The sequence below is a fragment of the Seramator thermalis genome, assembly GCF_004138125.1.
Lineage (GTDB): Bacteria > Bacteroidota > Bacteroidia > Bacteroidales > Dysgonomonadaceae > Seramator > Seramator thermalis.
In genome coordinates this window covers 233764-248705 of the sequence record NZ_RXHS01000007.1, presented here as the reverse complement: position 1 = coordinate 248705, position 14942 = coordinate 233764, and the positions used below count along the sequence as shown (strand labels likewise).

The following is a 14942-nucleotide window of genomic DNA, read 5'->3' as shown; positions in this document are numbered from 1 at the left end:
AATATGTTCGTCTTCCATACAAACTAAGATAACGCTTTATCTTTAGAAACCTTTGGTTTCTATGGGATTGACCCCGAGGCAAGCCTCGAGGAATTCTTTAGATTAAAGCGAAGTGCGAAACTTTAGTAACTACTATTATATACGAAGTGAAAACAAATCCTTGGGATCTGGATATGCCAATGAAGGAGGCAGTTATTCGATGTCTCAATATACTAAAGAGCAAACAAATTTGAATGCCACTTTCAATGCTCTGAAAAATTTTGAAGATTGGACGATTGGGGGTTTCGTTAGAGGTGAATATTACAACAATATAGAGCAATATAATTATCTAAGTACCAACGGAGGCCTAATCGTGCCGGGACAATATTTTATTAACAACTCAAAAGAAAATGTCGGTTACGATGGGTATATCAGCGGACAAAAAAGGATGTATTCTATCGCATCTCAATTTAGTGCAAGTTGGGCTGATCAGGTTTTTGTAGATGTAACGGGTAGAAATGACTGGTCTTCCTCACTCGTTTATTCTGATGGTCATGGTACATTTTCCTACTTTTACCCATCTATCTCGGGTTCATGGTTGTTACACAACACGTTCAATTTACCCGAATGGATTTCTTTTATGAAAGTTCGTGGTTCGTGGGCACAAGTGGGAAATGACACTCAACCCTATATAATCAATACGGCTTATTCCATCGGGACATCGGCGACTGCTAATGGAAAAGTTTATTCATTAGAATTGCCCTCAACAGTATATGATTCAAACCTGAAACCCGAACGTAAAAATGCATGGGAAGTGGGATTGGATTGGCGTTTTGTGAACAATCGCATAAACCTGGATTTTGCTTACTACAAGGAAAATACATATGATCAAATTATGTCGATCGCGGTTCCGTACGTTTCGGGAATAAGCAATCAATACATAAATGCCGGAAATATTCAGAACCAAGGAATCGAGATAGCATTAAATACTGTTCCGTTTATGAATAATGACTGGAAATGGACTATTGATTTTACTTATACAAAAAACAACAATAAAATTGTCTCGCTTCACGAAAATGTAGCGGACTATATTTCTCTGGACGGGTCGGTAAACTATGGAAATTATCGTATAGGATCAGTAGCCAAAGTCGGGGAGTCGTATGGAATTCTAATGTCGGACTCTAAAAAAGCCATTGATGAAGCAACAGGGTTGCCTATATTGGGATGGTCAGATACTCGCCGTTTTGCTTATTATAGACGGAGTGGAAAAGCTGAAGTCGTTGGTTCTCTCATACCTGATTTCTTGGGTTCGATAGGGACGGGCATAAGTTATAAAAATTGGAATTTACGAGCACTCCTCGACATGCGATTCGGCGGTTATGTAGCCTCATATGGATCACGTTATGGGACCGCATATGGTTATACGGAAAAATCGTTGAAATATTCAGCTCCCGAATATGGAGGGATGACATGGACATCGAAATTCGACAATATCACATATTCTGACGGATTGATACCGGATGGAATCTTATTAGCAGGAACTAAAATCAAACAACCTGATGGAACATATTACACTGTGACTGAAGGCGGAGAAACCTATCAATCGTTATATGATAAGGGGAAAATTGAGCCAACTCACGCATCTACTTGGAAATATTTTACTAATAGCTGGGGAAATGGAGTTGTAAATGATGATTGGGTTTCGGAATTGAATTATATTTCCTTGCGAGAAGTTACTCTCAGTTACAAATTGCCCCAATCAGTTGCTCAAAAAATGAAAGCTAACAGTATGAACTTGTCCCTGACGGGAAGGAATCTGGCATATCTTTTAAATAATATGCCAAATGGAGAGAACCCTGAAGCAGTACGTGGAACATCGGCATCCGAATTTCGTGTGCGTACCTTCTCTCCATTTACAGCTAATTATATGTTAACAATCAACATTGGATTTTAAGGCTTATAACTAAAATAAAAAGAGATGAAAAAAATAATATATCACCTAACTGCAATCCTGAGCGGAATATTGTTGTTAACAACTAGTTGCCGCGATGATATGGCAAAAATAAATTCAAATCCGTCTCAAGTAACAGAGGCCAATATTTCTTATCTATTCGCTCAGGCTGTAATCAATTTTGAACCAAGCGGGTATCTATTATGGTATTACAATGCACCGATGACTTTTGCATGGAGTCAGATGGGAGTTCCAACCGGAGGATTCACTTCAACCTACACCCAAACAACTCCCACAGGTGATCAGGGCAGTCAATACATTGCGGTTTTAAAATATGCACGTGATATTGAATATGTTCGCTCGACTCTGGATCCAACAGAATCAGCCAAGTATGCAAACCTGGCCTCATGTGTAGATATTCTGAGTATTTATCTTGGAATTTTTGACAGCGATATGTATGGGGATCGACCATATACCGAGGCAGCAAGAGCTCGTTATGGCGGCACACTGACTCCTAAATATGATAAGATCGAAGATCTGTATGATTTATGGATTACTCAATTGGATGAAGCCATAAACACACTCACTACTGCTACAGATCAAATATTCCCTCAGAATCAAGATGTGGTTTATAAGGGAGATGTTGCAAAATGGGCGAAACTTGCAAACTCTTTAAAACTGAGAATTGCTGCAAGATTGATATCGCAAGATAAACCCAAGGCTTTATCAATTGCTTCAGAAGTTGCAAACGCTTCTTGTGGAGTTTTGGATGGAAGTGATGATGATTTCCTTTTCAACAAAGCAAATGCAATAACAAAAGACGATGGAGATAAAGTTTACCATTGGAATCAGGGATTTTTGGGCAGTACGGCTTCAAGTAAACATGTGATAGATTTTATGCTTAAGAATAAAGATCCACGTGTACGTTTCTTTTACAGAAAAAATAGTTGGAACTCGAAAATTGTTCAAGGATTCTTTGATCAGGGAAAAGACATTCCTAAATATATTTTGGACAATATAAATTACACTGAGGCCGATGGCAAAAAAACTTTTATCTCGTGGAAAGGAATGGGCGAACCTTGGGTTCGTTATTATGGATTACCAGTAGTAATGGATGCTGCCCTTGATGCACAGAATTATGGAGATTACTTTGATTACGGTAACCGCTCTAAACTAAAAATCGGTGACGTTGAAAAAACCTACCTTCCTTACTCCGGATTCCAACAAGAAATGATTATCGGTCGTTACGATTTCACATTGCCCACCCTTCCAGGAGGCCCTGTCATTCAAGACGTAGATGATAATCCTTGGTATGGAATGTACATGTCGACAGCTGAAGTCAATCTCTACTTGGCTGAATTCAAATTATTGGGAGCTTCACTTCCAAAAACAGCAGCCGAATATTTCAACAAAGCCTTGCGAGCCTCCGTTGAAGAATATGACCGGTTGGCCAGATTGAATAAAATTCCATATTATGGTAAAACATACGATTATGATCCGAATGAAAAAGTAATAGATCTTCAACCCGGCGAAATAGAGGAAATGATGAGTAACCCTGATTATCAACTAACAGGAGATGTTGCATCGGATTTGGAAAAGGTTTATATTCAACAATTGTTGCATTTCACTCTTTTTCCAGACGATCAATTCGTCACTGTCCGAAGATCTGGTTGCCCTAAGGAAAACTCTTCTCTAATTGAATGGGTAGATTTTGCACCAAAAGTTCCTAAAACGGCAGTGCCTCGCAGATTCGAAGTTGCAGCTCCATCTCCAACAGATTTAATGTATCAAATTTTAATCGATGCATACAAAAGTCAGGGATTTACTCCCGGATCAAATCAAGATGGAACATTGTTAAATTCTGAAAGAGTTTGGCAAGACATAAATGCTCCTCAATATGGAGAAGGTCCAAAAATGTAATTCATTCATATAATGATTCTAAAATCAGAGCCGGAATTCTTGGCTCTGATTTTTTTATTTCTGCAAGATAAAGTATCTTTACTTGTTCTTTTAGCTTTATTACCGATGAACATGTCATACAAAATAATTCTTCTTGTTTTATCATCATTGATAATCGGGAACTGTTTCCGGTTGAATTGTCAGACTAAAAAAAAGACTCTTCTATTTAATGAATACACAAATGGAAGTGTTCTTCTAAAAAATGGTTTAAAGATTTCAACTCAACTCAATTATGATACCTCAAATAAAACAATGATGTACCAGCAGAATGGACAAGAAATGATTTTATTAAACAACAATGAAGTAGATACCATATATATATCAAATAGAAAATTTATTCCATATAATAAGGTATATGTCGAATTTGTTGAAACTAAAAATAATAATATCATCCTTATCAATTGGAATTTAAAACAAAAATACCGGGGGAATAAGGGGGCATACGGTCAAATTACTCAAAATAAGGTGGAAACCCTCAACACCTCTTATTGGACTCATGATGAATATCAAAATCAATCAACGGAAATTGTTGATTTTGTAAGAAAAAATGAATATTGGTTTCGCATTGGAAATGAACAACAGACCTGCAAGAATGAAAAGGACCTGATAAAAATTTTTCCTGAAAAGAAAAACGAGATTCTTCAATATATCAAAGAAAATAAAGTCGAATTTAATAACCCTTCTGATGCCATCAAATTGATTGATTTTTGCTTAACTTCCCATAAATCGTAACATAACATTATTGTCTATTCCTTTAAAAACAAAACTTATAAATGAAAAAATACGTTTTAGGATTCCTATTTCTCATTCTATGTTTAATAAATCTTTTTCCTCAACAAGGGTTTGTTCACGAAACTTCGCAGGAATATGTGTGGCCAACCGACAAGAATGTGCTCGAAAAACTCGACCGGTGGCAGGATCTCAAATTCGGCGTTTTGTTTCATTGGGGATTGTATTCTGTTCCCGGCATCGTAGAATCGTGGTCGATTTGTTCAGAAGATGAAGACTGGATTCCTCGCGACAGCACCATCGCTTACGACGAATATAAGAAATGGTATTGGGGGCTCATCGATCGGTTCAACCCAACGCAATTCAATCCCGAACAATGGGCGCAAGCCACTAAAGATGGAGGAATAAAATACATGATTTTTACGACAAAACATCATGACGGTTTTAACCTGTTCGACACCAAACAAACAAATTTTTCGATCACTCATGGCGCCTTCAAGGACAATCCGCACGCGGATGTTACGAAATATATTCTCGAAGCTTTTCGAAACAAAGGGTTCATGGTAGGAACCTACTTTTCGAAACCCGATTGGCATTCGGAATATTATTGGTGGCCATACTTTGCGACACCTACACGTAACGTGAATTACAAAATAGAACGCCATCCCGATCGGTGGCAAAAGTTTCAGAAATTTACCGCCAATCAGATTCTTGAATTGATGACCAATTACGGCCACATCGATATTCTTTGGCTGGATGGCGGTTGGGTGAGAGCACCCCGACAAGACATCAAAATGGACGATATCATTGCGCAAGCACGACAGTCTCAACCCGGATTAATAGCTGTTGACCGTACCGTGCATGGTGCTAACGAAAATTACCTTACTCCAGAACGGTCCATTCCCGAAAAACAACTCCCCTACCCTTGGGAAAGTTGCATTACGTTGGGTACCGATTGGGGCTGGACTCCAAATGCCAAATTCAAAACGGCAGATGAGGTAATTTCATTGTTGGTGGAAGTAACCGCTAAAGGCGGAAACTTACTGCTGGGCATCGGACCAACCCCAGAAGGCATTATCCAACCCGAAGTGGTGGATCGTTTGACAAAAATTGGTCACTGGCTCAAAATGAATGGTGAAGCAATTTACAACACGCGCATCACACCCGATTATCGCAGCGGAAATGTATGGTTTACACAAAGTAAGGATCAGAAAACGCGTTATGCTATCTTCATCCCGGCGAAGGATGAAGCACCGAAATCGTTCATCGAATGGGAAAACAACTTGCCAATGAAAGGCACAAAAATGAAGCTGTTGCAAAACGGGAAAGCCGTGAAATGGCAACAACATGGAAATTTCATTCGAGTTTATCCCGATAAAAAAACGATGAACGAGAGAAGTATTCTTGCATTTTCGTTTCAAGTTAAATAAAGTTGAAATGAACATCAGACATCTATTACTAATCCTAGCAATTCTAACCATTTTCAATGGGTTCTCTCAACCTGCTTACAAAAATCGCAATCTACCCATTGAGGCAAGAGTTAAAGATTTGCTCGAGCGCATGACCGTAACCGAAAAAATTGGTCAACTGTGTTGTCCCTTAGGTTGGGAGATGTACACCAAGACAAGCGAAAAAAGCGTCGTTCCTTCCGAGAAATTTATCGACCAAATGCAGCAAATGCCACTCGGTGCATTTTGGGCAACGTTGCGCGCTGATCCATGGACAAAGAAGACACTCATTACAGGTTTGAATCCAGAGCTATCGGCCAAAGCGCTAAACGAACTGCAACGCTATGCAGTAGAAAAAACTCGATTGGGGATTCCCATTTTCTTTGCCGAAGAGTGTGCTCACGGCCATATGGCTATCGGGACTACCGTTTTCCCTACGTCGATAGGACAGGCATCCACCTGGAACAGGGCATTGATTGAAAAAATGGGAAGCGTCATTGCGCTCGAAACTCGCTTGCAGGGAGCACATATTGCTTATGGACCTATTCTCGATGTGGCAAGAGAACCCCGCTGGTCGCGAATGGAAGAAACATTTGGTGAAGATCCCGTTTTGAATGGCATATTGGGAAGCGCATTTGTGAAAGGACTTCAGGGTAATCGTTTCGACGATGGACATCATGTTTTTTCCACACTCAAACATTTTGCCGCATACGGAATTCCTTTGGGTGGACACAACGGACAAAAGGCACAAATCGGAATGCGGGAACTGTTTTCCGATCATTTGCTGCCGTTCAAAATGGCAATTCAAGCAGGTGCACGCACCATCATGACTTCCTACAACGCTATCGACGGCATCCCCTGTACGGCAAATTCTTTTCTGCTAAAAGATGTATTGCGTGATCAATGGGATTTTCAAGGATTCACGTTTTCCGACTTGGGGAGTGTCGAAGGCATTGCCACGACTCATCACGTAACTCCGGACATAAAACACGCAGCAGCGATGGCACTACAGTCCGGTTTAGACATGGATTTGGGAGGAAATGCCTATGGGAAAAATCTGGGAAAAGCCCTCAAAGAAGGGCTGATCTCCTCAGCTGATCTCGACAGCGCCGTATGCAATGTGCTCAGGCTGAAATTCGAAATGGGATTGTTCGAAAATCCCTACGTAAATCCGTCACTAGCTGCAGACTCGGTCAGAAACATCGATCATCGAAATTTGGCGAAAGAGGTAGCTTTGCAAAGCATCGTATTGTTGAAAAATAAAAACAATATCCTTCCATTGTCGAAAAACCTTCGGCAAATTGCCGTTATAGGCCCGAATGCCGACAACCAATACAATCAGCTTGGCGATTACACAGCACCACAAGACGAAAGTAACATAATTACTGTCCTCGAAGGAATTCGAAAAGCGGTTCCATCGGCCACCCTAAAATATGCCAAAGGATGCGCTATTCGCGACACAACTCAAAGCAATATTGCCGAAGCAGTTGCATTGGCAACGGAATCTGATGCAATCGTTCTGGTGGTGGGAGGCTCGAGTGCTCGCGATTTCAAAACGGAATACATCGAAACCGGTGCAGCAACCGTTAAGCAAACCGAAGACGATATTGTTCCCGATATGGAATCGGGCGAAGGTTATGACCGTGAATCACTTGACTTGTTAGGCGATCAGGAAAAGTTAATGAATGCGCTCTCTCAAACGGGCAAACCACTTATCGTTGTGTATATTCAGGGAAGACCGCTAAACATGAATAATGCGTCCGAAAAAGCCGATGCATTGCTCACGGCATGGTACCCGGGGCAAGAAGGTGGAAGCGCGATTGCCGATGTAATTTTCGGGAACTACAATCCGGCCGGACGATTGCCAGTATCAGTTCCACGATCGGTTGGGCAATTGCCGGTTTATTATTCGTTGGGTAAAATGGCCAATTATGTGGAAGGTAGCGGTATTCCGCTTTATGCCTTCGGATACGGATTGAGCTACACTCAATTTAAATACGACAACTTGCATATCGAACAGAACGAAGAGAATATTTCCATCAATTTCACACTCACGAACTCTGGCAATCGGGACGGAGAAGAAGTCGTTCAGCTTTATGTTCGCGACGTCGTAAGTTCAGTTGCAACGCCCCCCATTCAACTGAAAGATTTCCAACGAATCGGATTGAAAAAAGGAGAATCAAAGAAAATTCATTTCGACATTTCTCCATCTCAGTTGGCAATTTACAACCGAGAAATGCAGCTCGATACCGAACCCGGTGAATTCATTCTAATGATTGGAGCCGCATCCAACGACATTCGTCTGAGAGGAACCATTGATTATCGGTAAACATAACAAGACCGTAACACGAAAAAACCGCATCTCAAGTTTATTCGGGATGCGGTTTTTTTCATTGCTGTAGAAGTAACTAACCTACTTTTCTCTGACTTTATCCAGTAATTTGTTGAGTTGGTCAATTTCCTCGAGCGAAAGATTCGACAACAGTCTATCGCTCGATTTTTCGCAATCAAACATTTCATCGAGCAGTTTCAATCCCTTATCGGTAATTTCGACAAGTTTTTGGCGTCTGTCTTCAGGATTTTCCTCACGACTGACCATTCCCTTCTCATAAAGTCTGTCGATAATTCTACTCATATCGGATTGCTTGTCGAGCATGTGCTCCTTGATGAATCCGATATTTTGCGGTCCTTTGTCGCGATAACCTCTCAACACGCGCAACACATTGTATTGCTGGTCGGTCATATCATGCTTTTTAAGCGACTGCATAAATTCGTAACTCACTTGTTTCGCAGTGTATATGAGGTTGATCAGTCCTTTGTGATAAGGATTTCGAAAACGTCCGTGTATTTCCTGTTCGATGCTCATGACAAAATGTTTAAAAAAGATCGGATGTTATTTTGCAGGAAAATACTTTGCAAAGAACGAAATCATATCCTGCCATGAAGCTTTGTCGGCTGCCTCGTTGTATGCAATGGGCATATTGAATTTTTTGCCGGCTTCGGTTGAATATTTGTTCGTGAAAGCGTGGGTTGCTCCTTCGTAGTTTTTAAATTCGTAAACGATATTATATTTGGCCATTTCGCTTTTGAAATTGTCAATATCGGCCTGTGGCACGAAAGCATCGGCCGCACCATTACAGATCAACACTTTCGTGTTTTTCATCATTTCACTTGCCTTGAAACCTGTTAAGCCTCCATGAAAACTTGCCACTACATCGAGAGGTAATCCCATCGCCGCTGCGTTAAGAGCTACCGTGCCTCCGAAACAATAACCGACTGCTCCGATATGTTGTTTATCGACATTATCTTGTGACGTGAGGATATCGTAAGCTTTGGTAATTCTTTCTTTCAACAAATCGGGATGGGAAAAGATATACCCTGCGGCATTTTGAGCTTCTGTAGCCGTTTCATATACTTTGCCATCGCCAAACATATCGACGGCCATTGCTACATAGCCCAAATCGGCCAGCATATCGGCACGCATTTTTGCATAATCGTTCAAACCCCACCATTCGTGGACAACCAGAATACCGGGTTTTACGGCTTTTCCGTCTTCCTTCCAGGCAATATAGCCTTTGAAATTTTGATTGCCTACAGTATAGGTAATTTCCTTACTTTTCAGGGCTTCATCCTTTGCCATTGCATATTGGCCTGCGAACATACTCGACACAAAAAATGTACCGGTAAGCAGTGTTGTCATTAAATTCTTTTTCATTTTCATTGTCGTATTTGTTTTAATAATTAATATAATTAATAACGATTAAATCGAATATTTGGTTGTCAACTACAATTTTACCATCGTTGTTGTCAACCCTCCTACGCGCGAGCCGGCAAAATCGATGGCATCGTTGATTTGCTCCAACGAAAACGATCTTACCTCGAACACATTCAAGTTCAAGCGACCGGCAGTGGCCATATTTACCATTTCGGCAGCTTCATAGGAATGGAACCAAATGGATCCCGTAAGCGAAATTTCGGTACCCAACAAATAACCATAAGGAATAGTCAGATCACCCGTTGCGCCACCCAAACAAACAATTGTCCCGCCTCGCTTAACGCCGAAAATACATTGCTGAGTGGATTTGGTGTCGACATAAGAAAGACAATCCACAAGGGCATCGGCGCCTTTTCCTCCCGTAAGCTGCATGATCCGGGGCGTAACTTCGCCATCCTGAAGCGAAATCGTGTCGATATGCAAAGGGTCTATTTGTTTGAGCTTTTCCAACCGATCTTTTTTATTGGCAACCGCAATCACCTTGATCGCGCCCATTGCCAGTGCCAACAATACGGCACCGGTTCCGACAGTGCCCGTAGCTCCGTTGATAATTACGGTCGATCCATAATGCACACCGGCTCTTTTCAACCCGCGATAGGCGGTGCCGAGATAACCCAGACGTACGGCCTGTTCCGTGGCAAAATCATCGGGTAGCGGCACAATATTATAAGACGGTGCCTTGATATACTCGGCAAAACCACCTTGATATTCGTCCATCAACGCCACATTGTTGGGATTGAACGTAAACATTCCCTGAAATGCCATCGAATCGCTCAATCCTTCCCTACCCTTCAGTGCGTATTCGTCATTGGGATAATACAACATCGAATTGACCCAAACCTTCTGACCTTCGGAAAGGCCTTTTACGTGCTTACCGAGTTTTGAAACAGTGCCAATAGCATCCGATCCCAAAATCGCAGGTAACGTGGGACGAATAAAAAATCCGCCGGGATTGACAATATCTTTCATTGATGGCGCCACAAAAGTCGCTTCCACTTTCACAAGTACATCTTCGTCCCTTAATTCGGGAACAGGAACCTCTTCTATGCGAAGGGGCTTCCCCAATTCATATAATACTGCTGCTTTCATTGTTAATTTGATTTTTAAAATGTTGTATTTGATAAGTTTAGATAGCACATCCTTCCGGACCGCATACGCCGGCATCATCACCGTTGAATTCGATCAGATCCGATTTTTGATGCTCTTCGAGTGCTTTATTTAACGCTTTGAGAAAAACAGATTCGTCTTGTGCACCCGAAACGGCAAATTTTTGATCGATCAGAAAAAACGGAACTCCGTGAATTCCCAATTGTTGAGCTCGACGAATATCGTTCTTTACATCATCTCCAAATGCATTGGTCGTCAGAACGTTTGTCGTTTCCTTATCGTCCAATCCTATACTCGAGGCCAATTGAAGCAATGTCGCATCATCGTCGATATTTTTCCCTTGCGTAAAATAGGCATCGAAAAGCGCTTCCTCCATTTCGTTCTGTTTCCCGTATTTTTTTGCTAAATGCAGCAATCGATGGGCTTTGAATGTATTTACGACCGGGGTTTTATCCAGATGATATTCCAACCCGACCTGTTTGGCCATGTTGGTTATGAATGAAATGGACTGAGCAGCCTGATCGGCCGACATTCCTTTGCTTTCGGCTAAATGTTGTAGCGACGACTTTTTCGGATCGGTTACGGCATAAGGATCGAGTTGAAAACTTTTCCACTCTGTTTCCACCCGATCTTTAAAGGAAAAATTGTTCAATGCACGTTCAAATTTCCGTTTGCCGATATAGCAAAATGGGCAAACGACATCGCTCCAAATTTCGACCTTGATTTTGAAGTCTGTGGGTTGTTGGGTAGTCATTATTCTTGAAATTTTAAATGTTTACTGTTAATTGTCAGAATCCGGTTTCAGCGAATAAGTCCTTCGGGCTTTTCGCCATGAATAAATCTGAAAATATTTTGCACGGCATGTTCTGTGCCCATCAACATGGCATTGTAAACGAGTGCCGAATTGTGGGGTGAACCCAGCAAGTTGTGCAATTCGAAGAAAGGATAATGCAACTCGAACTTTTGATATTTAAATGGTTCAATCCACCAGGCATCGATTCCGGCATAAAAATCGGGATGCGATTTCAAATGTTCGTACAACGATTTTTCGTCGATGATATCGCCTCGCGCAACATTCACCAAAACGGCATCGTTTTTCATCAATTCCAATTTTTGTCGGTTTATCAATCCTTTTGTATGCTCGTTTAGAGCAATCGTCAGCACGAGTGTATCGGAGTTTTTGAGGACATAATCCAAATCGGAAAGTGTACCGATGAAATCGACTTTCTCGTCCGTCTTTCCCGATGTGTTGATTGCCAAAACGTGTACACCAAATGGCGACAACAATCTTGCCACAGCTTTCCCGATTGCGCCAAACCCGACAATTCCCACGGTTGTACCTTTGATAAATTTGGTTTGACTTTCCATTTGCTTGAAATGACCATTGGACATATCCATGTGATAAACGGTCAATCTTTTGCTCAAACCAAGCATCATTGCCACAACATGTTCAGCCATCGGCTCGGCATAGGCTCCTTTGTTGCAAGAGATAGGCAAGGCATCGGGAAAATCGTCGAGACGGACATGATCATATCCCGCCGACATCAATTGCACAAACTTGATATTGCCCAAAGGAACGCGATTTTTATCGATTCCTTCTGCAGACGGATTCCATGACAAGAGTATATCCGATTTTGCAAAAACATCCCCCAAATCTTCCTCACGATAATCCTCAGCAAAAAAGACAGTCGCCGAATCTTTAAAAATGTTTTTTAAGTAATCTTTTTGATTGCCAAACGTTTTAAATGTTACTAAAATATTCATATTCACCGTAATTAAAAATACGCATTATAACATTTATCGGCCCGGAACGTTCATTTTATTTGTTCGATCCATCTTAGGAGCGTTTCATATCGTTGAGCTCCGCTAAGTTTATACTTTCCGTTGGCAATGAGCGTTGGCACCGAATTAACGCCATATTGATAGGCACGATATAGATCCTCGTCGAGCATTTGTTTTACCTTATCGCTTCGAAAATCTTTTGCCCATTGCTCAATGTCAAGTCCAACGTCGGCTGCACATTTTTTCAGAACCTCAAAATCGGCTATATTGTCGCAATCGGTCATGTGGGCCTTTTGAATGCGGTTGAACATTTTTTCGTGCATCGCATTTCCTCCCTGCAATTCTGCAGCTTTACAAGCCAACAGTCCGGGAGTGGAATATGGATAATCGAAATCCTTCTTGGCCATCAATTCGGCATGAATGCGATGTTCGTCATCATTTTCGTTGGCAGCACGCCAATGCCCCAATATTTCTATTTTTCCCTGTTCTTTCGAACCGAAAATTCGTGCAATTCCATCCGGCTCGGGAGCCAATGCAAATGAACGATGGACGACTTCTATCTTGTCGCCATACTCTTTTTTCAATCTTTCCACGCGTGGCGACAATGCATAACACCAAGCGCAAAGCACATCATGAAAAAATTCTATCGTAATCGTCTTTGTTTCCATCATCACCTTTGATTTTATTTATCCAAATTTAAAGCTCGACACGGTTGCCCCCATTATTGTTCCCGAAAAATTCTTATATCCGAAATCTTCGCCTGCAGCACCGGCAGCCACAAATAGAGGAACGAGATGTTCGCTTCGCGGATGCGATTCCAAAGCGGCAGGAGCATCTTTCCAATGAATCAGCAACTCATTTCGTTTTTCAATATCTTTGGTCTCGATGGCAGCAGTAAGCCAATCGTCAAACTGTTTCGAAACTCTTCCTACATAATTACCTCCTGCCATAAAACCGCGCATATTGTGATAACTCATGCCGGAGCATATTATCAGAACATCTTCCGAACGAAGCGGTTCCAAGGCTTTTCCTATGGCTATGTGAATGGCGGGATCCAAACCTTGCACAAGCGAAAGTTGTACCGTCGGAATATTGGCTTGAGGAAAAGCCACCATCATTGGGACAAAAGTTCCGTGATCGTAGCCGCGGCCTGTTTCGTGAGCCGTTTTAAATCCCGATGCCCGCAGCAACTGATCGACATCTGCTGCCAAATCGGGATTTCCGGGGGCATCCCATCGAATATGATAAGTGAACTCGGGAAAACCATAGTAATCGTAATACATACCGGGATTTTCCCCGAAATGAACAGTTGGCAGCGGTTCTTCCCAATGAGCCGAAATAATTAGCAGAGAACGGGCTTTCTGCCCGAACTCTTGTCCAAGTTTTTTCAAGTACTCGGTCAGCTTCCCATATCCTTCGGGATCGCCCATCGAATCGTCCATCACATTCCACGGGCCTCCGCCGTGCGGAATAAAGAATACGGGTAACTTGTCGGATGAATTCATGGTCATTTTCGGATCGTTTTCAATGCTTCTCCCCATGCAACCAATTGATCGATCATGGTATGAAGCGGAGCTTCCTGATATTCGCCGGGTTTGAAAACACTAAAATTTTCGAAATCGGTAAAGAGGGAAAGCTGAACCTGAGCTCTCACATCGGCCACTTGTATTTCGCCCATAATCTGTCGCAATTGCTCAACAGCACGAACACCTCCGGCCGAACCGTAGCTCACGAATCCGGCAGCCTTGTTGTTCCATTCTGCATAAAGATAATCGATAGCATTCTTTAATACTCCGGTAGGAGCGTGATTGTATTCGGGTGTAACGAAAATAAAAGCATCGAGCGAACCAATTTTCTCGGCCCATTTTTTCGTATGCTCGTTCATGTACTGATTCATCGAAGCAGGAATAGGCTCGTCAAGCAGCGGCAGATTGTAATCTTTGATATCTACAAGTTCGAATTCTGCATCCTTACGTGTGCTCGCTAATTGATACACCCATTTGGCAACTGCTTCCGAGTTGCGACCGGGACGGGTACTCCCAATAATAATTCCTATTTTTATCATATTGCTGTATTTTTAAAATGCTGCACAAAGATATGTTTATACATTATATGTTGCAACATATAATATGTTAAATAATCGGAAAGATTTCGATTAAAAATCATAAATTGATTATAGTGCGTTGATTTATAATGATATATACTCCCCAAC

Annotated in this window: 13 protein-coding genes; 5 read left to right on the top strand and 8 right to left on the bottom strand. The window is 41.7% G+C overall.

Annotation, left to right across the window (positions count from 1 at the left end):
• Positions 1 to 160 precede the first annotated feature (160 nt).
• From EJN84_RS07275 to EJN84_RS07255, 5 genes are read left to right on the top strand one after another with little or no spacing between them, the layout of a single operon-like run.
• Entirely contained in the window at positions 161 to 1933 is a 1773-nt protein-coding gene (locus EJN84_RS07275; protein WP_394343087.1) for a SusC/RagA family TonB-linked outer membrane protein, read from the top strand.
• 24 nt (positions 1934 to 1957) lie between these two features.
• Entirely contained in the window at positions 1958 to 3850 is a 1893-nt protein-coding gene (locus EJN84_RS07270) for a SusD/RagB family nutrient-binding outer membrane lipoprotein (RefSeq protein WP_129594793.1), read from the top strand.
• Positions 3851 to 3862: 12 nt separating this feature from the next.
• Complete coding sequence (locus EJN84_RS07265; protein WP_129594792.1) at positions 3863 to 4621, top strand: hypothetical protein; 759 nt, start codon at positions 3863 to 3865, stop codon at positions 4619 to 4621.
• Between the two features lie 41 nt (positions 4622 to 4662).
• Complete coding sequence (locus EJN84_RS07260; protein WP_129594791.1) at positions 4663 to 6048, top strand: alpha-L-fucosidase; 1386 nt, start codon at positions 4663 to 4665, stop codon at positions 6046 to 6048.
• Between the two features lie 7 nt (positions 6049 to 6055).
• Positions 6056 to 8395 (top strand): glycoside hydrolase family 3 N-terminal domain-containing protein, encoded by a 2340-nt coding sequence (locus tag EJN84_RS07255; RefSeq protein ID WP_129594790.1) that lies wholly within the window; start codon positions 6056 to 6058, stop codon positions 8393 to 8395.
• An 84-nt stretch (positions 8396 to 8479) separates the two neighbouring features.
• Here EJN84_RS07255 and EJN84_RS07250 read toward each other — a convergent pair whose 3' ends face one another.
• From EJN84_RS07250 to EJN84_RS07215, 8 genes are all read right to left on the bottom strand, one after another.
• The gene (locus EJN84_RS07250; RefSeq protein WP_101488248.1) at positions 8480 to 8932 is read right to left on the bottom strand and encodes a MarR family winged helix-turn-helix transcriptional regulator; all 453 of its coding nucleotides are present in this window, start codon (positions 8930 to 8932) and stop codon (positions 8480 to 8482) included.
• A 27-nt stretch (positions 8933 to 8959) separates the two neighbouring features.
• Positions 8960 to 9781 (bottom strand): dienelactone hydrolase family protein, encoded by an 822-nt coding sequence (locus EJN84_RS07245; RefSeq protein ID WP_165004148.1) that lies wholly within the window; start codon positions 9779 to 9781, stop codon positions 8960 to 8962.
• 69 nt (positions 9782 to 9850) lie between these two features.
• Complete coding sequence (locus EJN84_RS07240) at positions 9851 to 10930, bottom strand: alcohol dehydrogenase catalytic domain-containing protein (RefSeq protein WP_165004145.1); 1080 nt, start codon at positions 10928 to 10930, stop codon at positions 9851 to 9853.
• 37 nt (positions 10931 to 10967) lie between these two features.
• Positions 10968 to 11702 carry a DsbA family oxidoreductase gene (locus EJN84_RS07235; RefSeq protein ID WP_238943962.1) on the bottom strand — a complete coding sequence of 245 codons (735 nt, stop codon included), beginning with the start codon at positions 11700 to 11702 and terminating at the stop codon, positions 10968 to 10970.
• Positions 11703 to 11749: 47 nt separating this feature from the next.
• Positions 11750 to 12712, bottom strand: a complete 963-nt coding sequence (locus EJN84_RS07230; RefSeq protein WP_129594787.1) for a 2-hydroxyacid dehydrogenase — start codon at positions 12710 to 12712, stop codon at positions 11750 to 11752.
• A 50-nt stretch (positions 12713 to 12762) separates the two neighbouring features.
• A complete protein-coding gene (locus tag EJN84_RS07225) occupies positions 12763 to 13401 on the bottom strand; it encodes a DsbA family oxidoreductase (RefSeq protein ID WP_238943961.1) in 639 nt (212 codons plus the stop codon).
• Between the two features lie 15 nt (positions 13402 to 13416).
• Positions 13417 to 14241, bottom strand: coding sequence for a DODA-type extradiol aromatic ring-opening family dioxygenase (locus EJN84_RS07220; RefSeq protein ID WP_238943960.1), 825 nt, complete (start codon positions 14239 to 14241; stop codon positions 13417 to 13419).
• On the bottom strand, positions 14238 to 14795 hold the full coding sequence (locus tag EJN84_RS07215) for an NADPH-dependent FMN reductase (RefSeq protein ID WP_129594786.1): 558 nt from the start codon (positions 14793 to 14795) through the stop codon (positions 14238 to 14240). Before EJN84_RS07215 ends, EJN84_RS07220 begins: the two co-directional genes overlap by 4 nt.
• Between the last annotated feature and the right edge of the window lie 147 nt (positions 14796 to 14942).

Excerpts from the sequence above, each read along its gene's own strand:
- EJN84_RS07265 (WP_129594792.1), top strand. The coding sequence starts at position 3,863 with ATGATTCTAAAATCAGAGCCGGAATTCTTGGCTCTGATTTTTTTATTT.
- EJN84_RS07230 (WP_129594787.1), bottom strand. The coding sequence starts at position 12,712 with ATGAATATTTTAGTAACATTTAAAACGTTTGGCAATCAAAAAGATTAC.
- EJN84_RS07220 (WP_238943960.1), bottom strand. The coding sequence starts at position 14,241 with ATGACCATGAATTCATCCGACAAGTTACCCGTATTCTTTATTCCGCAC.
- EJN84_RS07215 (WP_129594786.1), bottom strand. The coding sequence starts at position 14,795 with ATGATAAAAATAGGAATTATTATTGGGAGTACCCGTCCCGGTCGCAAC.
- EJN84_RS07245 (WP_165004148.1), bottom strand. The coding sequence starts at position 9,781 with ATGAAAAAGAATTTAATGACAACACTGCTTACCGGTACATTTTTTGTG.
- EJN84_RS07225 (WP_238943961.1), bottom strand. The coding sequence starts at position 13,401 with ATGATGGAAACAAAGACGATTACGATAGAATTTTTTCATGATGTGCTT.
- EJN84_RS07240 (WP_165004145.1), bottom strand. The coding sequence starts at position 10,930 with ATGAAAGCAGCAGTATTATATGAATTGGGGAAGCCCCTTCGCATAGAA.
- EJN84_RS07260 (WP_129594791.1), top strand. The coding sequence starts at position 4,663 with ATGAAAAAATACGTTTTAGGATTCCTATTTCTCATTCTATGTTTAATA.
- EJN84_RS07250 (WP_101488248.1), bottom strand. The coding sequence starts at position 8,932 with ATGAGCATCGAACAGGAAATACACGGACGTTTTCGAAATCCTTATCAC.
- EJN84_RS07235 (WP_238943962.1), bottom strand. The coding sequence starts at position 11,702 with ATGACTACCCAACAACCCACAGACTTCAAAATCAAGGTCGAAATTTGG.
- EJN84_RS07270 (WP_129594793.1), top strand. The coding sequence starts at position 1,958 with ATGAAAAAAATAATATATCACCTAACTGCAATCCTGAGCGGAATATTG.
- EJN84_RS07255 (WP_129594790.1), top strand. The coding sequence starts at position 6,056 with ATGAACATCAGACATCTATTACTAATCCTAGCAATTCTAACCATTTTC.